Below are 19,222 nucleotides of genomic sequence, written 5' to 3'. Positions count from 1 at the left end.
GCGATTACATCACCGCGCCGACCTGCCATGGCACGAATTCGTTGTCGCCAAGCCCCATGCTTTCGGATTTGGTCTTCTGCCCCGAGGCCGATTTCAGGATTAAATCAAGGATCTCCTGACCCTTCACCTGGATATCGGCGCCATCGGAGAGGATGTCGCCGCAATTCAGGTCCATATCATCCGGCATGGCGGCGAAGAGGGCAGAATTGGTAGCGATCTTGATAGTCGGCGTCGGCTTGGAGCCGAAGGCAGAGCCGCGCCCGGTGGTGAAGCACAGCATCTGTGCGCCGCCGGCGATCTGGCCGGTGGCCGAAACCGGGTCATAGCCGGGGGTGTCCATGAAGAGCAATCCCTTTTCGCGGATCTGCTCGGCATATTCGAGCACATCGGCAAGCGGTGTGCTGCCAGCCTTGGCAACGGCGCCGAGTGATTTCTCAAGAATCGTGGTCAACCCGCCCTGCTTGTTGCCGGGGCTCGGATTGTTGTCCATCGAGCCATGGGCTGCGGCGGTGTAATCTTCCCACCACTTGATGCGGGTGAGAAGTTTCTCTGCAACGTCGGCACTGACGGCACGGCGCAGCAACAGCTGTTCCGCACCGTAGATTTCCGGGGTTTCCGACAGGATCACGGTGCCGCCCATGCCGACCAGCAGGTCGGAGGCGATGCCGAGGGCCGGATTGGCGGTGATGCCGGAAAAGCCGTCCGAACCGCCGCATTGCAGGGCAAGCTTCAGTTCGGAAGCGGGAATTTCAACGCGGGTGACGTCGTTGACCGTTGGCAACAGTGCTTTGATGTGATCGACGATCATGTTGATCGACTTCATCGTGCCGCCATTTTCCTGAATGGTCATCTGGAAGAAGCGGCTTTCATCCATCTCGCCATGGATTTCGCGCATCCGGGCCAGCTGCATCTGCTCGCAGCCAAGGCCGACAAAGAGCGCAGCGCCAACATTGGGATGCGTCGCATAGCCCCACAGAACACGCTGCAGATTGTCAAAGCCCGGACCGGAATTGGCCATGCCGCAGCCGGTGCCATGGGCGAAGGCGGCAATACCGTCGATATTCGGGTACTGATCGAGAATGCCGGAATGATTGATGATGTCGGCGGCGCGGCGGATGACCGTCGCCGAGCAGTTCACCGTACCGCAAATGGCGATGTAATTGCGGGTGCCGGCAGCGCCATTGGCGCGGCGGTAGCCCATGAAAGACGCCGGTTTGACGTCGGGAATGGCGGCTTTGGCGGCTTCAAGATCGGCACCGATCTGATAGTCGCGGCCATGATCGCCGAAGGTGCAGTTATGCACATGCACATGCTCGCCAGCCTTGATGTCGCGGGCGGCATAGCCGATCAGCTGGCCGAATTTGTAGATTTCGCCACCTTCAGGGATATCGACATTGGCGATCTTGTGACCGCGTGTCACGGGTTTTTCAAGTGGTACACCGTAGCCGAGCGGGGTTGCGCCGGCATCGGCGCGCACCGTCAGGATCGAGACCGTATCCTTGGGGTGCAGTTTCAGACAGTCGGAATGTTCAGCCACAATAGACCTCCAGGCGGGCGTTTGGGGGGGATTGCCCGGCGATTGAGTTTGGAAGCGATTTTCTTCCTATCCGGTTCATTGACGCATCAGGGGGAGGCGCAGCAAACCGGCATGTTTATCTTGTCGGTAGAGGGAGCCGCCAATGCCTTCGCAAGGCGGCTTCCTGCGTCAAATTTACTTGACGACTTCTTCAGCCATGGCGCGGGCGCCCTTGGTGACGAGGCCCTCATAGGCGGCAACCAGACCTTCGACAAAGGCCTTGTTGTCCTGCAGCGCCTTGGGGAAGACGTCGGAGACGCCAACCAGGGCTTCGACTTTCGCGCGCGGCGTAGCGCCTGCATCCGACAGGGCCTTGAACTTCTCGGCCAGCGGGTCGCGAACGTCGATCGGGTTGCCCTTTTCATCAACGCCGCCGACATAGCGCATCCATGCCGCAACCGCGAGCGTCAGGCCCGGGATTGGCCGGCCTGCGGCGATATCTTCGGCAACGGTTTCGAGAATGCGCTGCGGCAGCTTCTGCGAGCCGTCCATGGCAATCTGCCAGGTCAGGTGACGGATCGAGGGGTTGGAATAGCGTTCGAACAGGGCAGCCGTATACTCTTCGAGGCTGACGCCGGGAGGGGCATCAACGGCCGGAATGATTTCCTTTTCCCACAGGAACTTGCAATAGGCGGCAAAGACCGGGTCGGAGACCGTGTCAAAGATGGTTTCCTTGCCAGCCAGATAGCCAAGATAGGAAATCGAGGAATGCGTGCCGTTGAGGCAGCGCAGTTTCATGTGCTCGAAGGGGGTGACGTCTTCGACCAGTTGGGCACCGACGGCGCCGATATCCGGGCGCTGACCGTCAACGAACTTGTCTTCGACAACCCACTGGCGGAAGGGTTCATGCATGACCGGGACCGGATCATAAACGCCGGTCAGTTCGGCAACGCGGACGATATCTTCCGGCTTGGTGGCCGGAACGATGCGGTCGATCATGGTGCAGGGGAAGGTGACTTCCTTCTCGATCCAGGCCTGCAGTTCGGGATCGATCATGCCAGCCAGCTCGACGACGACGGCGTGAACGACGTGGCCGTTGTTGGGCAGGTTGTCGGAGCTCATCATGGTGAAGGGGCGGATGCCGGCCTTGCGGCGGCGGTCGAGCGCACGGACAATGTAGCCGATTGCCGATTTCGGCTTGTTCGGGTCCTTCAGGTCTTCAATGATGAAGGGATGTTCGCGGTTGAGCTTGCCGGTGGAGGGGAAATGGCAATAGCCCTTTTCGGTGACCGTCGAGGTGACGATCTTGATCTTGGGATCGGCCATCAGCGACAGCACGACTTCCGGATCATCCGGTGCGTCGATGACGTCGTTCAGAACCGGTATGACCTGCGGCTTGATGCCATCGGGCGCCAGCGATACGGCGGTATAGGCAAAGCCCTGCGGCTCGAAAATTTCGCGCTGCTTCGGCGGGGTCATCAGGTTGACGCCGACAATGCCCCAGTCGCCACCGGACTTCTGCATTGCTTCATAAAAATAGATGGCGCCATGCGAGCGGTAGAACGCTCCCAGGCCCAGGTGAACGATCCCGGAGCCCGGACGCTTCACGTCGGGGCGCTTCAGACGGGGGAGATCCTGAATATTATCGGCCAAGCCAGCCTCCATAGAGATTGGGAATTTCAGTTATTGTTGTTGATGCGGCAGATCGTCATTTCGCAAATGGCGCGTCGCGTTTATCGACGGGCAGCAGGCAGAAAAGGGTGCCATAAGCCGTCCGGGGATGGCGCCGGCGGGGTTGCCGCCGGTGTCGTTTGCTTCGCGGTCCGCAGGCAGGCTTTCAGCGCTTGGGGACCGCAAAAGAAATCACTTCAGCGTCTCCATCGAGACCATTTCGACGTCCTTGTAGTCGATATTGTCGCCGGCCATGGCCCAGATGAATGTGTAGGACGCGGTGCCCGCGCCGGCATGGATCGACCAGGGCGGCGAGATCGCGCCCTCTTCGTTCTTCAGCACCAGATGGCGGGTCTCGTCGGGTTCGCCCATCATGTGGAAGACGCGCTGACCTTCCGGCACATCGACATAGAGATAAGCTTCCATGCGGCGGTCATGGACATGGGCGGGCATGGTGTTCCAGATCGAACCGGCGGCAAGCTTGGTCATGCCAACCACCAGCTGGCAGGATTTCATCACGTCAGGATGGACGAACTGGTAGATGGTGCGCTCGTTGCAGGTTTCTTTCGAACCAAGCGTCACATTGGCGGCCTCGGCGATCTTGATCAGCCGTGAGGGATAGGTCTGATGGGCCGGGGCGGAGAGAATGTAGAAGCGGCCTTCACCGGAAAAGGTGATCTTGCCGGCGCCCATGCCGAGATAAAGCATGTCACCCTTGACCATGTCATATTCGGCGTCAGCCACGACCTTGCCGGGACCGCCGACATTGACGATGGTGATCTCGCGGCGATCAAGGATCGACGCGGTGCCGCAGGGGGCGACATGGTCAAGCTCGAGTTCGGCATCGCCGGGGACAGCGCCACCGACGATCATGCGGTCATAATGGGTGTAGATAAGGTTGATTTCGCCATCGACGAATATGTCGCTGACCCGGAAGTGATCGCGGAGTTCCTCCGTGCCGAAGGTGCTGGCCGTGACGGGGTCAATGGCATGGCGAATTTCGATATTCAGCATCAGTTTCTCCTTGGTAACGGGTCTTTGTTCCGGGTGGGATGCCCCGGTTCTTGTTTTCTCCCCCCGCCCAGAGGCGAGGGAAATTCGCGAGGTGCGGCGTCCTGGCCGCGGCCGCCATTCCTCAGTGGAACAGGGCCGGAAGCCAGAGCGTCAGCGCCGGAATGTATGTCACCAGCATCAGCGTCACGACGGCCGCCAGATAGAAGGGCCAGATCGTCCTGATAGCCTGCGAGACCGGGATCTTGCCGACGGCGCAGCCGACAAACAGCACTGAACCAACCGGTGGTGTGCACAGGCCGATGCCGAGATTGAGGATCATGATCACACCGAACTGAACCGGATCGACGCCAAAGGCGGAGGCGACCGGCAGGAAGATCGGCGTGGTGATCACGATCAACGGTGACATGTCCATGAATGTACCGAGGATCAGCAGCGCCACATTGATCAGGAGCATGATGATGATCGGATTGTCGGATACCGTCTGCATGAAGTGGACGATATTGGCCGGTACCCTGAGATAGGCCATCAGCCAGCCGAAGCAGGCCGCGCAGCCGATTACCAGCAGCACCATGGCTGTGGTCTTGACGGCGCCCACCGTTACCTCGACAAAGGCCTTGAAATCCATGGTCTTGTAGAGGAACAGCGTACAGGCCAGCGCATAGACAACGGCAATATCGGAGCTTTCCGAGGCCGTGAAAATGCCCGAACGTACGCCGCCGAAGATGATCGCGATCAGGATCAGGCCAGGAATGGCATCGATGAAGAGCGCACCGGCAATCTTCATGCCGGGGAACTTTTCGGTCGGGTAGCCGCGCTTGGTGGCGACAAACCAGGCCGCCACCATCAGTGACATTGCCAGCACGATGCCGGGAATGATGCCTGCGGTGAACAGGTCGGCAATCGAAATGCGGCCGCCACCGGCGATCGAATAGATGATCAGATTGTGCGACGGCGGCAGCATCAAGGCGATCATTGCCGCCGTGACCGTGATGTTGACCGCATAGTCGGGATCGTAGCCGCGTTCCTTCATCTGCGGCACCATCAAGCCGCCAATGGCCGAGGCATCGGCAGCAGCCGAACCGGAAATGCCACCGAACAGAACGGAAGCGGCGATATTGACCTGGCCGAGGCCGCCACGGAAATGGCCGACCACCGCACCTGCCAGTGCTACCAGCCTGCGGGCGATACCGCCGCGAACCATGATTTCGCCGGCATAGATGAAGAAGGGAATGGCCATCAGCGCGAAGACCGAAACGCCGGAATTGAGGCGCTGGAAGACCACGAGCGGCGGCAGGCCAAGATAGAGGATCGTCGCAAAGGACGAGATCCCGAGGCAAAAGGCCACCGGCGTGCCGATCAAAAGCAGCACGGCGAAAGTTCCGAAAAGGACGAGGAGTTCCATGGGCTTAATCCTCGAACAGATCGGTTTCGCCGAAGCGGGCCGTCGGCAGGCCACAGGCGCGGCGCGCGATGCGCTCCAGCGAGAACAGCACGGTCAGGCCGCCACCGGCGACGATGGAAAGATAACCGACCCCATCGGGAATGCCGAGCGAAGGCATGGTTGCCCCCCATGTGCCGGCAACGAGCTGTGAGCCATAGACAACCATGCCAAGGCCGAAAGCTATGACGAAGACGTCGGAGATGGTGTAGAAGACCAGCTTCACCTTGCGCGGAATGACATGCAGCAGAATGTCGAAGCTCAAGTGATAGCCCTGGCGGATGCCGACGGCAGCACCAAGGAAGATAAACCAGCCCATCAGCAGGACAGAGGTCTGTTCCGTCCAGATCGGCGTGTTGTTGAGAATGTAACGTCCGAAGACCTGCCAGGCGATGAAGGCTGTCATGAGTGCCAGCCCGATCGCAGCGCCCCAAAGCGCGATCGTAGACAGGACGCCCAATCCCTTGGCAATCGATTTCATAGTCTCTTGCACGATGCTTACTCCCCTCTCAAAAGGAGCGGACGCGGCAGGTGAACTGCCGCGTCCGTCGGGATTACTGGGTAGCCTGAATACGAGCGACCATGTCCTTCAGCTTGTCGCTGGTGACATATTTGTCGTAGATCGGCTGCATCGCCGCGATGAACGGGGTCTTGTCGATGTCAGTGACGACCTGAACGCCTGCGGCTTCCACGACCTTTTCGGATTCAGCCTCACGGGCCTGCCACTGCTCGCGCTGATAGGCGACCGACTGCTTGGCGGTCTCCTTGACGCAGGCCTGATCCTCAGGCGTCAGCTTGTCCCAGGTGGTCTTCGACATGACGAGGACTTCCGGAACGATCAGGTGTTCGTCGAGCGTGTAATAGGGCGCGACATCATAATGGCTGGATGACTCGTAAGAGGGCCAGTTGTTTTCAGCACCGTCGATAACGCCGGTCTGGATCGAGGAATAGACCTCGCCATAGGGCATTGGCGTGGCGTTTGCGCCGAGCGCATCGACCATGTCGACGAAGATATCCGATTGCATGACGCGGAATTTCATGCCCTTCAGATCGTCGATCGAGGTGATCGGCTTTTCGCGATTGTAGAAGGAACGTGAACCGCCATCATAAAAGGCCAGGCCGACGAGGCCATAGGGCTGGAAGGCGTCCAGGATTTCCTGGCCGATCTCGCCATCCATGACCTTGTGCATGTGGTCGGTGGAGCGGAAGATATAGGGCAGGGACGGGATCTGCGTTTCCTCGATCAGGCCGTTGAATGGCCCAAGGCTCACGCGCAGCATGTCGATAACGCCGAACCGTGTTTGTTCGATTGTATCCTTTTCCTCACCAAGCTGGGCCGAGTCATAGACTTCGATCCCGATCTTGCCGCTGGTGCATTGTTCGAGCAGTTCCCCCATATGCTGAACTGCCACCACGGTCGGATAACCGGCCGGATGTGTATCGGAGGAGCGCAGCATCATCTCCGCTGCGCCCGCCGAAACTGCAGTCGTCGCGATGGCGACGGCTGCGATTGATATTCCCACTCCCAGTTCTTTCAAGCGTCTCATTTTGTCCTCCAGCTTGAAAATGGCTGTTGTTACAGCCGGTAAGCGCGCTTCACCAAATTGTAGGTCAAGTCGCGCGCGACTTCCGGGGCCTCGTCCTCAGCGAGACGCCCCGTGGCGACCAGGGTCGCCAGGAAAGCGCAGTCGACACGGCGGGCGACATCATGACGTGCGGGGATCGAGCAGAATGCCCGCGTATCGTCGTTGAAGCCGACCGTGTTGTAGAAGCCGGCCGTTTCCGTGACCATTTCACGGTAGCGGCGCATGCCTTCGGGGCTGTCGTGGAACCACCATGCGGGACCGAGCCTCAAGGCCGGATAAGCGCCGGCCAGCGGTGCAAGTTCACGCGAATAGGCGGTTTCATCCAGTGTAAACAGGATGACGGTGAGGTCAGGGTTCATGCCGACAGCGTTCAGAAGCGGACGCAGCGCCGTGACATAATTGGTCTGGCTCGGAATATCGAAGCCCTTGTCGCGGCCGTGACGGGCCATGACCTCATCGGAATGATTGCGGGTTGAACCCGGATGGATCTGCAGGACGAGGCCGTCCTCGATGCTCATGCGGGCCATTTCCGTCAGCATGTGGCCGCGGAAGGCGTCAGCTTCCTCTGGTGTGCATTTACCGGCCAGTGCCTTGTCAAAGAGCGCTGCAGCTTCTGCCTTCGGCAGATCTTCGGTGCGCGCCGTCGGATGGCCGTGGTCGGTCGAGGTGGCGCCATACTGCTTGAAGAAGGCGCGGCGGATGCGGTGGGCTTCGAGATAATTGTCGAAGCTGGTGGCATCGATGCCAGCCATTTCGCCGAACTTCTCGATATTCTCGGCAAAGCCTTCGAAATCCGGGTCGACAACCGGGTCAGGACGGTAGGCTGTGACGACCTTGCCGCCGGTCCAGCCCGAATCATTGATCATCTGATGCCATTTCAGATCATCGAGCGGGCTTTCTGTCGTGGCGATCACTTCAATGTTGAAACGTTCAAACAAGGCACGCGGCAGAAATTCCGGCCGTTGCAAGCAGTCGCTGATATGGTCATAAAACTCGTCGGCCGTATCCGGGCCGAAGCGCTTCGTGAGACCAAAGACATGTTCGAAGGAATGTTCAAGCCAGCCGCGGCTCGGTGTGCCGCGCAGCAGATAGAAGTTTTCGGCAAACAGGCGCCAGATCTTGCGGCTGTCGGTTTCCGTCTGTCCGCCGTCAATGCGCGGAACGCCAAGATCGGTCAGGGCAACGCCCTGCGAGCAGAGCATGCGGAAAACATAATGGTCGGGTACGACAAAGAGCTTGGCCGGATCCGGAAAGGGAAGATTTTCGGCATACCAGCGCGGATCGGTGTGCCCGTGGGGCGACACGATCGGCAGGTCTGCGATTTCATTGTAGAGGGCGCGGGCGATGTTTCGCGCGCCAGGTTCGATCGGAAAAAGCCGGTCTTTATCGAGCATTTTTTGGCCTCCCCTAAAGGGCTTTCGTCTCACGCTGAAAAAGCGCGATTGCAATTTACCAGAAAACTAATATGTTAGTATGCATTGAGTGTCAATGGAGGTCGCATGGCCGAGAAACTTAAAATTGGCTCGCTTGAACCTCAGCGTCTGCCTTCGGTCACTGATCTGGTCTACGAGCACCTCTATAACCAGGTCGTCGGTCTCGAACTGCCGCCGGGGGCGAAGCTGTCCGAAGTCGAGGTCGCCCGTCAGCTCGGTGTGTCGCGCCAGCCGGTGCGCGACGCCTTTTATCGCCTGTCACAGCAGGGCTTTCTTCTGATCAGGCCGCAGCGCGCCACGCTGGTGACCCATATTTCCGAAGAAGCGGTCATGCAGGCCCACTTTATCAGAACCGCACTGGAAATGGCTACTGTTCAGGCTGCGGCAGATGCGATATCCGCAGATGATGGTGAGGCGCTTGACCAATTGCTTGAGGAGCAGAAACTGGCTCTGGCCGCCGGTGACAAGCTGCGTTTTCATGAGCTGGACGACAATTTTCACAAACTCATCAGCGAAATTTCCGGCCATGGTTATGCCTGGTCATTGATCCGCGACCATAAGGCGCATATGGACCGGGTGCGTTATCTCAGTCTTTCCTTCGGTGCGCAGGCAGCCATTGACGAACACGCATTCATCGTGAGCGCGATCAAGGCGGGGAACGGAACTGCAGCTGTAGAAGCGATGCGAGATCACCTGTCCAGGATCGGCACGATCGTCGAGCGGATCCATCTCAGTCATCCTGCCTTTTTCGAAATGGACGAAAAATGAAAAAACTGCCCGAAAACATTCTTTGCATCGGCGAATGCATGGTCGAAATGGCGCCGCGCGAAGATGGCGCCTACAATCGCGGCTTTGCCGGCGATACATTCAACTCCGCCTGGTATCTCTCCAAGGTTCTGCCGGATCACTTCACGGTCGATTATTTCAGTGGCGCTGGCAATGATGCCGTTTCCGGCGAAATGCTTTCCTTCATGGAAAAGGCTGGCGTCGGCACCTCGTCGATCCGCCGCATCGCCGATCGCACGGTCGGGCTCTACATGATTGCGCTGAAAAACGGCGAGCGTTCCTTCTCCTATTGGCGCGATGTTTCCGCTGCCAAGCTTCTGGCCGAAGACAAGGATGCATTGCGTGCTGCCGTGAAGGGCAGGGGAATGATCCTGTTTTCCGGCATCACCATGGCCGTCATCTATGCCGAGCACCGCCAGAACCTTCTCGATGTCCTGTCGGAAGCCCGGGCCGAGGGCACGGTTGTTGCCTTTGATCCGAACATGCGCGCCCGGCTGTGGCCGAGCAAGGAGGTCATGGCCGAGACAATCATGCAATCGGCTGCCGTCAGCGATATCGTGCTGCCCTCTTTCGATGAGGATGGTGTGATCTTTGGCGATGCCGATCCGAAGGCAACAATTGCCCGCTATCGCGCCATCGGCGTCAATACCGTCATCGTCAAGAACGGGCCGGAGACGATCTATGCCGAAGACAGCGTGGAAGGCCCGGTTACCTTCGCGCCAACGCCGTCGAAAAATGTCGTTGATACGACGGCGGCCGGTGACAGCTTCAACGCCGGGATGATTTCGGCGCTGATGACCGGTCATTCGCTGGTGGATGCCCTTGCCAGGGGCTCGGCACTGTCGGCGCGGGTCATCGGTGCACGCGGTGCGCTCGTGGAAGATGCCGTCGCCTGATACGTGGCAGGTGTGGGAATTCAAGACCGGCCGGGCAGTCATGTCCGGCCGGTTTTTCGTGTCAGAGCTTCGGTCTGAGCAGTGGGAATGGCGTCATGCCGTCTTCTTCACCGCGTGGGAAACCGCCTTCCTGGTGGCGTTTCTGCAGCATTTTATAGCCGGCCGGACTGACGCCGATATAGCGCTTGAACATGCGTGAGAAATAATAGGAATCGCCATAGCCGACAAAGGCGGAGGCCTGCTTGACCGACTGGCCGCTGGCGAGAAGCGCCATGGCACGCTCCATACGTTTGAATTCGTGATATTTCTGTGGCGTGAGACCGACCTGCTTGCGGAATTCACGGCGGAAATAATCTTCATTATAGGGAATGCCATCGAGCACGCGCTCTACCGTGTCATCGCTGATCGGGTCGGAGGCGATCTGGCTGGCGGCCACCATGACGGCCAGCGACAGGCTGTCAGGATTGTTCACCGACACATCCTGCTGCGGGCGCCAGCGAATGAAAGCGGCTTCGATAAACTCGATCAGCAGCACCATGAAGAGATGGTGCTGGGTGAAGGTGGTGGAGGAAAGCGGAGATGATTCGCGATAGTGGCGCACCAGCGGTTCCATCATGTCCCAGCGCGGAAGATCGGCCCACATGCGGCATTCCATCTGGTCGAAAAGATCCATTCTGCCGAAAACTTCAGCGGTGAAATGCTGGGCAACCCCGGTATAAAGCTCTTCGGACAGGGATTTGCCGACAAAACGCTGGCCTGCAGGGATCAGTAGTGCCCGGCCGGGTTGCATGTTAAAAGTCTCTCCGGCAATCGTATATTCCGCACAGCCGGTCAGACAGATGGCAAGGTCGTGAACCTGGTTGATCTTGTCGGTTTTCCAGGTCTGTGTATGGAGCATTTTGATGGCCGAACGCGTAAGTGTGAGGTTTAGCGCGTTCACAGCGATACCATCCAGCACACCTCCTTCGATTTTCTCCATCCTTTTGTCCCAAACCCTCTATTTTCATTCCAGTAATAAACTAGGATATTACCCTCAGGAACACCGGAAAACCGGTGTAGGAGTGAAATATTCATCGGGAGGAAGAGGTCAGCGTGGCAAAGGTTAACCTTAAATCGGTTTAGAACGCCCTGTTGACCTGATTGTGTCATGCACAATTCAGACCATATCGAAGCAGTCAATTTCGCCGTTTTTGGCGCCGTCGCTTGTCAGCGGATGGCTTTCCGTTCGGGCGATCTGGCACGTGACGGGCATCTTCGTGGCCCCGTCCTTCGTTATGGCATAAGCTTCGCTCCCGCACAAAGTGTTACGCGTAACCGCGATCAGGTTCCGCATGTTTTTCCCAGAGCGCTGCCGCGCGTCCAGAAGGATGCCCGGTGCTCTGCAGTCCCGACCGGCGCCGGCTATGCCGCCGCGGCCATCCTCCCAGGTGTTGATCGTGTCAAGGCGAAGCATATCGCCGGCGCGGCGTGCACCGTACTGACGGCTGGCAGGACCGTTGACGCGGTCGGACTGAGTAACCGGCGCGATCCGGGGGCTTTTGCCCCCGGCGCTGCCGGACCCAATACCCGTGATCCGGGTTTGAGCGGTCGGAATGCTGATGCCGGCTTCCGCGCTGCCTTTTTCCCCGTGCCAGTGCATCTGCCGGAAGAGCCCTTGCATCAGGTTCTCGACGCCGCATCGGCACACGCCTGCAATCGGCCCTCAAGGCTCGTTGCATCCGATCCACTCACTGCCCTCATCGGTCCTGACACGGCCATCACGATGCCGGGCGAACTGGTCGCGACCTCACAAATAAACAAAGTTGGCGCGACCGCAGAAATGGGAACTAAGTCATGAGCGGCGAAAATCGTTTCATGGGCTTGGCTTATCTGTCTCCGTACATCATAGGCCTTCTGCTTTTCACGGCAGTGCCCTTTATCGCTTCCTTCGTGCTGTCGTTCACCGACTACAGTCTGATGAGTGCGCCCCACTGGGTGGGACTGAAGAACTATATCAAGCTCTTCACCCATGACCGTACCTTCACCAAGTCGTTGAACGTCACGCTGATCTACGTGTTCAGTACCGTTCCTTTGAAGCTGGCCTTCGCCCTCTTCATCGCGGTGATCCTGAACTACAAGCTGAAGTTCATCAACTTCTTCCGCACGGCCTTCTATGTTCCGTCCATTCTCGGCGGTTCGGTCGCGATTGCGGTTCTGTGGCGCTATCTGTTCCAGTCGGGCGCGGGCCATGAAGGCCTCGTCAACATGGCGCTGATGGGCCTGGGCCTTGATCCGGTCAACTGGTTCGGCGATCCCACCAATGCGCTGTTCACCATCACGCTTCTGCGTCTGTGGCAGTTCGGCTCGGCAATGGTCATCTTCCTGGCCGCCTTGCAGAGCGTCGACAATTCGCTTTACGAAGCTGCGGCCATCGATGGTGCCGGCAAATGGCGGACCTTCTTCTTCATCACCCTGCCGCTGATCACGCCTGTCATTTTCTTCAATCTGATCATGCAGACGGTTCAGGCGTTCCAGGAATTCAACGGTCCTTACATCATCACCCAGGGCGGGCCGCTCAAGGCTACCTATCTGCTGCCGCTCTACATTTATGACGAGGCCTTCAAGCACTTCAAGATGGGCTACGCCTCGGCCATTGCATGGGTGATGTTCGCCATCATCATGGTCCTGACGCTGGTCGCCTTCTGGTCGTCGCGTCACTGGGTCTACTATGCCGGCGACAAGAGGAGCTGATCATGACCGAGCAAACCTTGTCATCAACCATGAGCGCCCGCGATCTTGAGGCCATTGAGGCCCGCAAGCGGGAACAGCGTAAAATGCTGATCTCGTCGATCATTCGCTATATCGTTCTGTTCGCAGTCGGTCTGATCATGCTCTATCCGCTGATCTGGCTGGTGGGCGCATCGTTCAAGACCAATGCGGAGATCTTCTCCAGTGCCGGCTTCTTGCCAAAAAATCCGACGCTGTCGGGCTATATCGAAGGTTGGAAGACCTCGACGCCCTATACGTTCGGCCGGTTCTTCCTGAACACCTTCTGGATCCTGATCCCGAAGATGATCGGAACCGCGATTTCGGCAACGGCTGTGGCCTATGGCTTCGCCCGTTTCGAATTCCCCGGCAAGCGCCCGCTGTTTGCATCGCTGATTGCGATTCTGCTGCTGCCCAACGTCGTCACCCGTATTCCGCAATATCTGCTGTTCCGCGAATTCGGCTGGCTGGACACCTTCCTGCCGCTGTGGGTTCCCTCGGCGCTGGCTGGTGATGCGTTCTTCGTCTTCATGCTGGTTCAGTTCCTGCGCGCCATTCCGCGCGATATGGAAGAAGCGGCCCGTGTGGATGGTGCATCGAGCTGGCAGACGCTGGTCTATATCGTCGTGCCGCTTTTGACACCGGCACTGATCTCGGTCTGCCTGTTCCAGTTCATGTGGACCATGAACGACTTCCTCGGCCCGTTGATCTACCTGTCATCGGTCGACAAATACCCGGTCTCGCTGGCGCTGAAACTGTCGATCGATACGACGGAAGCATTTGACTGGAACAAGATCCTGTCCATGTCCGTGCTCGCGATCGCACCCGCCCTCATCGTGTTCTTCATGGCACAGAAGTATTTCATCGAAGGTATCTCCGCTGGCGGAGTCAAAGGATAACAACCATGGCCAGAGTTGAGCTTAAGAATCTCGAAAAAGTCTACGGCAAGTTCAAGGCAGTGCATGGCATCAACCTTGAAATCCAGGACGGTGAATTCATGGTGCTGGTCGGCCCGTCGGGCTGCGCCAAGTCGACCACCCTGCGTATGATCGCAGGCCTGGAGCGGATCTCCGGCGGTGAAATCCGCATCGGTGAAGACCTCGTCAACGACAAGGCACCCGGCCAGCGCGGTATCGCGATGGTGTTCCAGAACTACGCGCTTTATCCGCATATGAAGGTGAAGAACAATCTCTCCTTCGGTCTGCGTCTGAAGCACGCGCCCAAGGATCAGATCGCGGCTGCGACTGAAGATGTCTCGCATATTCTCGAGATCGAGGAATATCTGGAACGTCTGCCCAAGCAGCTTTCCGGCGGTCAGGCCCAGCGCGTCGCCGTTGGCCGTGCGCTGATCAAGAAGCCGCAGGTCTTCCTGTTTGACGAACCGCTGTCGAACCTGGATGCCAAGCTTCGTGCCTCGATGCGTGTGCGCATCACCGATCTGCACAAGCAGCTTCTCGCGGAAGGCATGCATTCCACCGTCTGCTATGTCACCCATGACCAGACGGAAGCCATGACCATGGGCAACCGCATCTGCGTGATGAAGGAAGGCCGGATCATGCAGGTAGCCGACCCCTACACGCTGTATCAGAAGCCCGCAAACGCCTTTGTCGCCGGCTTCATCGGTTCGCCGGAAATGAATATCGGCGATGCCACGCTTGGCAATGACGGCACGATCAAGATCGGCACCCAGACGCTGAAGCTTGATGACAAGACGCTTGCCCGTCTCGACAAGGATGCCCCGACCGAGGTCACCTATGGCCTTCGTCCGCAGCATTTCGAAGTCGTTGAAGCCGGTGCAGACAATTGCCTTAACGGCCGCGTCTCCCATGTTGAGTTCATGGGCCATGAAATCTTCCTCTATCTGACGATCGAGGATCAGAGCTTCACTGTCGTGGTGCCTGCCACCGGTTTCCGTCAGCAATATCTGCGTGACCAGCAGATCAGCATCGCGCCCCGCGAGGACGCCATGCACATTTTCCACCGCCGTTCGGGCGAGAATATCTCGCTGTCGGCCTGATTATCGCAATGTTCATCTTTTCAGGGAGGATTTTATGAAACTGAAGATGACTGTACTGGCCACTTTGATGGCCGCAACCAGCCTTTCCGCAGCCCATGCCGCAGATCTGCGCATGTCATGGTGGGGTGGCGACAGCCGCCACGTCGCGACGCAGGAAGCGCTGAAATATTGCGGGGAGAAACTTGGCGACACGATCGCGCCGGAATTCACCGGCTGGTCGGGCCATCAGGAAAAGATCACCACGCAGCTTGCTGGCGGCACGGAAGCCGACATCATGCAGATCAACTGGCCCTGGCTGCCGCTGTTCACGCCGACCGGCGAGGGCTTTGCCGATCTGAACGACTTCGCCGACATCATCGACCTGTCGCAGTATTCCGATGCCGATCTGGCTTCGTCCACCGTCAATGGTCACCTGCAGGGTATTCCGCTGTCGACCACCGGTCGTCTGCCCTGGTTCAACCAGACCACTTTCGACAAGGCCGGTGTGGCCCTGCCGGAAAGCTGGAGCGATCTGGAAACCGCAGCCGCGGCCTTCAAGGAAAAGCTTGGCGACAACTATTTCCCTTATGAAGCAACCGGCCAGGACGGTCTCGATGCCCGCCTTCTGATGATGGCCTACCTCACGCAGAAGACCGGCAAGACCATGATCGATGCCGGTACGGGTGAACTTCTTTACACCGAGGCAGACTTCAAGGATGCGCTCGACCTCTACAAGAAGTTCGAGGATGAAGGCGTCATCATTCCGTGGCCGGACGTCGCGGCTGCCGGTAACCTGGCTCTGAACGAAAACCCGAACTGGGCTGACGGTCACATTGCCGGTACCTTCCAGTGGGATACGGTCTATTTCAAGATCTCCGATCCGCTGCAGGAAGGCCAGAAGCTGGTGCCGCACAAGATCCTGCTGGCTGACGGTGCCACCAATGACGGTGTCTATCGCAAGCCTTCCATGTTGTTCTCGATCTCGAAGAATTCGAAGAACCCGAAGGATGCTGCTGCTGTGGTGAACTGCCTGCTCAACGACGAAAAGGCCGTTGAAATTCTGGGCACCACACGCGGTATTCCGGCCTCCAAGAAGGCTTTTGATCAGCTGAGTGCTGCCGGCGAAATTGAACCGGAACAGATCGAAGCACATCAGATCATCATGGATGCCACCGGCCCGACCATCTCGCCGCTCAATGAGCACCCGCAGGTCGTTCAGGCCTTTGGCGACGTGATGGAAGAATTCGCCTACGGTCAGATCGACTCCGAAACGGCTGCCGAGGAAATCGTCTATAACCTTCAGGACGTCCTCGACAGCATCAATAACTGATAGCGTCAACGAAGGGGCGGCGGCCTTTGCTGTTGCCGCCCCGGTTTTCCAAGTTGGATCAAGGACATGACTGCCATAGAGCTGCTCGCCGCTTCGGCGAGGACGGCGACTTTTGCTGCTTTTTCGTCGCAAAATCACTATTTTCTCAAGCAGCCGCTTGACTGGCACATCGTCAGCGAAACGCTTGACGAGGTTCGGCAAACGGGCAGGACCGAGAAAACAATCTTCACCGTGACCGGCCTTCAGCCGGACACGAAATACCGCCTGACAATTGCCGGCGAGACATTTGAATTTTCAACGGCCGAAGAGACGGGTTTTGCCGATATCGCCGATCACGGCGCGACAACGGTCTCTGAAAACAATGCGAGCGCCATTCAGGCGGCTATCGATGGTCTGCCTGCGGGTGGAACGCTGCGGATCGGTGCGGGCGTCTGGAAGTCCGGCCCGCTGTTTTTGAAGAGCGGTCTCACGGTTCTTCTGGATGAGGGTGCGGTGCTTTGGGGTATTGCCGATCGCGATCAGTACCAGATCCTGCCGGCCCGCCACGAAGATGGCCGGGTGCTGGGCACCTGGGAAGGTGTGGCCGAGCCCTGCTATGCCTCGCTGATCACCGCCATTGATCAGAACAATATTACCATTACCGGTCCGGGGCGCATTGACGCCGGTGGCGACCGGGGTGACTGGTGGAGCTGGGCGAAGGAAAGCCGCAATGGCGCGCGCCGCGCCCGCTCACTGTTCCTGTCGGGTTGTGAAAATCTGACACTGACCGGCTTTACGGTTTGCAACTCGCCGTCCTGGATGGTGCATCCGGTTTACTGCCGTAACATCCTTGCGGCCGACATCAAGATCGAAAGCGATGCCCATTCGCCGAATACGGACGGCTTTGATCCGGAATGCTGCACCGATGTGGCCATGCGCGGCATCCGCTTTTCTGTCGGTGACGATTGCATCGCCATCAAGGCGGGCAAGCGCGATCCCAAAGGTGGCCTTGAGGGTGCGACCCGCAATGTTACGATCGAGAACTGCTTCATGGAACGCGGTCATGGCGGCATCGTCATCGGCTCGGAGATGAGCGGCTCGGTGTCCGGTGTCACGGTTCGCCGCTGTGAAATGCGCGACACGGATCGTGGCCTGCGCGTCAAGACGCGGCGTGGCCGTGGCGGTTTTGTCTCTCGCATTCTCGTTGAGGATTGCGTCATGGACAATGTCGCCAGTCCCTTCGTCATGAACGGCTTTTATTTCTGCGATGCCGATGGCAAGTCTGACTATGTTCAGTCGCGCGATCTGCTTCCCGTTGATGAGCGCACGCCGCTGATGGCCGATATCGCCTTCAAACGGATCGTTGCCCGCAATGTCCACACGGCCGCTGCCGCCTTTTACGGGCTGCCGGAAATGCCGATCGAGAACGTCACGATCGAAGATTACCGGGTTTCCTTTGCCCCTGAGGCCGTCGCCCAGCCACCGGTTATGGCTTGCGATATCGATCCGGTTCGCCATGGCGGCATCATTGCCGAAAATGCTTTCGTCTCTGCCACCAATATCGTGTTCGAGCGCGAGGGGGCGACGACGCCCTTCTACAAGCAGGCACTACTGCGCTATTGCGATGACTATGCCCGCGACTACAGCCCTTATAAGGGCGGCTCCTGGTGCTATGAGGATGGCTGCCTCTATCGCGGTCTGATCTCGCTTTATGAGGTGACGGGCGAGGAGCGCTGGCTTTCGCATCTGATCCGGCTGGTCAACGGCCAGATCAGCGAGGACGGCAAAATCGCCGGCTATACGCTGGAAGATTTCAATATCGACAATGTACTGTCCGGCCGGGCCCTTGTCTGGCTTGAGGAAAAGACCGGCGACCAGCGTTACCGCAAGGCCGCCGATACGCTGGCGCTTCAGCTGTCTCGCCATCCGCGCACCGCGGAGGGGCCGCACTGGCACAAGTTCCGCTATCCCGAACAGGTCTGGCTTGACGGGCTCTATATGGGGCTGCCGTTCAAGCTGGAATATGGCAAGGCCTATGGCAATGCCGGGCTCGTGGAGGAAGCGGTAGATGAACTGCTGACCGGGCTCGATCTGACCTATGATCCTGAAAGCCGGCTCTATCGTCATGCCTATGATTCCAAAAAGGTTCAGCCCTGGGCTGACAAGGAAACCGGTCAGGCGCCGGCGCACTGGTCGCGTGCCATCGGCTGGCTCGCCATGGCGCTGGTCGATGAGATCGAGTGCCTGCCCGAAGGTGAAAAACGCAATCAACTGATTGCGCGCTGGACGGCGCTTGCCGCACGGCTCGCCGAACTGCGTACGGCAGATGGCCGCTGGCTTCAGGTGACCGACATGCCGCAGCTCGGCGGCAACTATGCCGAAAGCTCGGCCTCGGTCATGTTCGCCTATGCCTATATGAAGAGCGGCAGGCTTGGCCTCACGGGCGTTGATCCGGCAATCGGTCGCAACGCTTTTGATGCGCTTTATGCCCATGCCTTCGAAACCAGTGCCGAAGGCCGGCGCGTGCTTGGCAAGATCGTCTGCGTTGCGGGTCTCGGTGGCTTTGGCGGTGTGTTCCGTGACGGCACGCCGGGCTATTATCTGACGGAAATGATCAATCCGGACGATATCAAGGGCGTCGGGCCGTTCATGATGGCCTTTGCCGAAGTGTTGCGCGCGGCGGGCTGATCGCCCGCGCACACCGAAATGCTTTCCTGCGAAGGGGTGGCTGGCTTGGGACCGGCCGCCCCTTTTTTCGCGCAAAAGAAAAGCGCCGCCCGGAGGCGGCGTCAAACTATTGATAAAGTCATTCTGCTTGTCTGTTTGGGGGGA

Annotated in this window: 16 protein-coding genes; 7 read left to right on the top strand and 9 right to left on the bottom strand. The window is 58.5% G+C overall.

From position 1 onward, the window contains the following. Positions 1–4: 4 nt before the first annotated feature. From FJU08_RS09745 to uxaC, 7 genes are all read right to left on the bottom strand, one after another. Positions 5–1,537 carry a UxaA family hydrolase gene (locus tag FJU08_RS09745; RefSeq protein ID WP_141148808.1) on the bottom strand — a complete coding sequence of 511 codons (1,533 nt, stop codon included), beginning with the start codon at positions 1,535–1,537 and terminating at the stop codon, positions 5–7. Between the two features lie 174 nt (positions 1,538–1,711). Further along, entirely contained in the window at positions 1,712–3,169 is a 1,458-nt protein-coding gene (locus FJU08_RS09740; protein ID WP_235890645.1) for a mannitol dehydrogenase family protein, read from the bottom strand. Between the two features lie 210 nt (positions 3,170–3,379). Then, positions 3,380–4,201, bottom strand: a complete 822-nt coding sequence (gene kduI / locus FJU08_RS09735; protein ID WP_141148806.1) for a 5-dehydro-4-deoxy-D-glucuronate isomerase — start codon at positions 4,199–4,201, stop codon at positions 3,380–3,382. 121 nt (positions 4,202–4,322) lie between these two features. Then, entirely contained in the window at positions 4,323–5,603 is a 1,281-nt protein-coding gene (locus FJU08_RS09730; RefSeq protein ID WP_141148805.1) for a TRAP transporter large permease, read from the bottom strand. A gap of 4 nt (positions 5,604–5,607) precedes the next feature. Further along, the gene (locus tag FJU08_RS09725; RefSeq protein ID WP_235890644.1) at positions 5,608–6,132 is read right to left on the bottom strand and encodes a TRAP transporter small permease; all 525 of its coding nucleotides are present in this window, start codon (positions 6,130–6,132) and stop codon (positions 5,608–5,610) included. 61 nt (positions 6,133–6,193) lie between these two features. Further along, positions 6,194–7,186 (bottom strand): TRAP transporter substrate-binding protein, encoded by a 993-nt coding sequence (locus tag FJU08_RS09720; RefSeq protein ID WP_141148804.1) that lies wholly within the window; start codon positions 7,184–7,186, stop codon positions 6,194–6,196. Positions 7,187–7,215: 29 nt separating this feature from the next. Continuing rightward, complete coding sequence (gene uxaC / locus FJU08_RS09715) at positions 7,216–8,619, bottom strand: glucuronate isomerase (protein ID WP_141148803.1); 1,404 nt, start codon at positions 8,617–8,619, stop codon at positions 7,216–7,218. 105 nt (positions 8,620–8,724) lie between these two features. Between uxaC and FJU08_RS09710 the strand changes: the two genes are divergently transcribed. Together FJU08_RS09710 and FJU08_RS09705 are read left to right on the top strand one after the other, a co-directional pair. After that, the gene (locus FJU08_RS09710; protein ID WP_141148802.1) at positions 8,725–9,426 is read left to right on the top strand and encodes a GntR family transcriptional regulator; all 702 of its coding nucleotides are present in this window, start codon (positions 8,725–8,727) and stop codon (positions 9,424–9,426) included. Beyond that, entirely contained in the window at positions 9,423–10,340 is a 918-nt protein-coding gene (locus tag FJU08_RS09705) for a sugar kinase (protein WP_181409798.1), read from the top strand. Before FJU08_RS09710 ends, FJU08_RS09705 begins: the two co-directional genes overlap by 4 nt. Before the next feature lie 61 nt (positions 10,341–10,401). Here FJU08_RS09705 and FJU08_RS09700 read toward each other — a convergent pair whose 3' ends face one another. Together FJU08_RS09700 and FJU08_RS09695 are read right to left on the bottom strand one after the other, a co-directional pair. Then, the gene (locus FJU08_RS09700) at positions 10,402–11,319 is read right to left on the bottom strand and encodes an AraC family transcriptional regulator (protein WP_141148801.1); all 918 of its coding nucleotides are present in this window, start codon (positions 11,317–11,319) and stop codon (positions 10,402–10,404) included. A gap of 177 nt (positions 11,320–11,496) precedes the next feature. Next, positions 11,497–12,000 (bottom strand): hypothetical protein, encoded by a 504-nt coding sequence (locus FJU08_RS09695; protein WP_141148800.1) that lies wholly within the window; start codon positions 11,998–12,000, stop codon positions 11,497–11,499. Positions 12,001–12,173: 173 nt separating this feature from the next. Here FJU08_RS09695 and FJU08_RS09690 point away from each other — a divergent pair, with 173 nt between their 5' ends. The 5 genes from FJU08_RS09690 (at position 12,174) to pglA (ending at position 19,078) form a co-directional block, all read left to right on the top strand. Next, the gene (locus FJU08_RS09690; protein WP_141148799.1) at positions 12,174–13,070 is read left to right on the top strand and encodes a carbohydrate ABC transporter permease; all 897 of its coding nucleotides are present in this window, start codon (positions 12,174–12,176) and stop codon (positions 13,068–13,070) included. An 83-nt stretch (positions 13,071–13,153) separates the two neighbouring features. Continuing rightward, the gene (locus FJU08_RS09685) at positions 13,154–13,984 is read left to right on the top strand and encodes a carbohydrate ABC transporter permease (RefSeq protein WP_407943701.1); all 831 of its coding nucleotides are present in this window, start codon (positions 13,154–13,156) and stop codon (positions 13,982–13,984) included. A gap of 5 nt (positions 13,985–13,989) precedes the next feature. Beyond that, a complete protein-coding gene (locus FJU08_RS09680) occupies positions 13,990–15,102 on the top strand; it encodes an ABC transporter ATP-binding protein (RefSeq protein ID WP_141148798.1) in 1,113 nt (370 codons plus the stop codon). 34 nt (positions 15,103–15,136) lie between these two features. Next, positions 15,137–16,411, top strand: a complete 1,275-nt coding sequence (locus FJU08_RS09675) for an ABC transporter substrate-binding protein (protein WP_141148797.1) — start codon at positions 15,137–15,139, stop codon at positions 16,409–16,411. A 66-nt stretch (positions 16,412–16,477) separates the two neighbouring features. Continuing rightward, entirely contained in the window at positions 16,478–19,078 is a 2,601-nt protein-coding gene (gene pglA, locus FJU08_RS23255; protein WP_328592409.1) for a polygalacturonase PglA, read from the top strand. Positions 19,079–19,222: the final 144 nt, after the last annotated feature.

Origin of the sequence: Martelella alba (assembly GCF_006516955.1) — a bacterium.
Classification (GTDB): Bacteria; Pseudomonadota; Alphaproteobacteria; order Rhizobiales; family Rhizobiaceae; genus Martelella; species Martelella alba.
The sequence above is the reverse complement of the archived record's forward strand: the minus strand, read 5'-3'. Positions and strand labels throughout refer to the sequence as shown.

Bases quoted from the DNA above. Each gene is read 5' to 3' on its own strand.
- kduI (WP_141148806.1), bottom strand. From the start codon at position 4,201: ATGCTGAATATCGAAATTCGCCATGCCATTGACCCCGTCACGGCCAGC.
- FJU08_RS09730 (WP_141148805.1), bottom strand. From the start codon at position 5,603: ATGGAACTCCTCGTCCTTTTCGGAACTTTCGCCGTGCTGCTTTTGATC.
- FJU08_RS09720 (WP_141148804.1), bottom strand. From the start codon at position 7,186: ATGAGACGCTTGAAAGAACTGGGAGTGGGAATATCAATCGCAGCCGTC.
- uxaC (WP_141148803.1), bottom strand. From the start codon at position 8,619: ATGCTCGATAAAGACCGGCTTTTTCCGATCGAACCTGGCGCGCGAAAC.
- FJU08_RS09710 (WP_141148802.1), top strand. From the start codon at position 8,725: ATGGCCGAGAAACTTAAAATTGGCTCGCTTGAACCTCAGCGTCTGCCT.
- FJU08_RS09705 (WP_181409798.1), top strand. From the start codon at position 9,423: ATGAAAAAACTGCCCGAAAACATTCTTTGCATCGGCGAATGCATGGTC.
- FJU08_RS09700 (WP_141148801.1), bottom strand. From the start codon at position 11,319: ATGGAGAAAATCGAAGGAGGTGTGCTGGATGGTATCGCTGTGAACGCG.
- FJU08_RS09695 (WP_141148800.1), bottom strand. From the start codon at position 12,000: ATGCAAGGGCTCTTCCGGCAGATGCACTGGCACGGGGAAAAAGGCAGC.
- FJU08_RS09690 (WP_141148799.1), top strand. From the start codon at position 12,174: ATGAGCGGCGAAAATCGTTTCATGGGCTTGGCTTATCTGTCTCCGTAC.
- FJU08_RS09685 (WP_407943701.1), top strand. From the start codon at position 13,154: ATGCTGATCTCGTCGATCATTCGCTATATCGTTCTGTTCGCAGTCGGT.
- FJU08_RS09680 (WP_141148798.1), top strand. From the start codon at position 13,990: ATGGCCAGAGTTGAGCTTAAGAATCTCGAAAAAGTCTACGGCAAGTTC.
- FJU08_RS09675 (WP_141148797.1), top strand. From the start codon at position 15,137: ATGAAACTGAAGATGACTGTACTGGCCACTTTGATGGCCGCAACCAGC.
- pglA (WP_328592409.1), top strand. From the start codon at position 16,478: ATGACTGCCATAGAGCTGCTCGCCGCTTCGGCGAGGACGGCGACTTTT.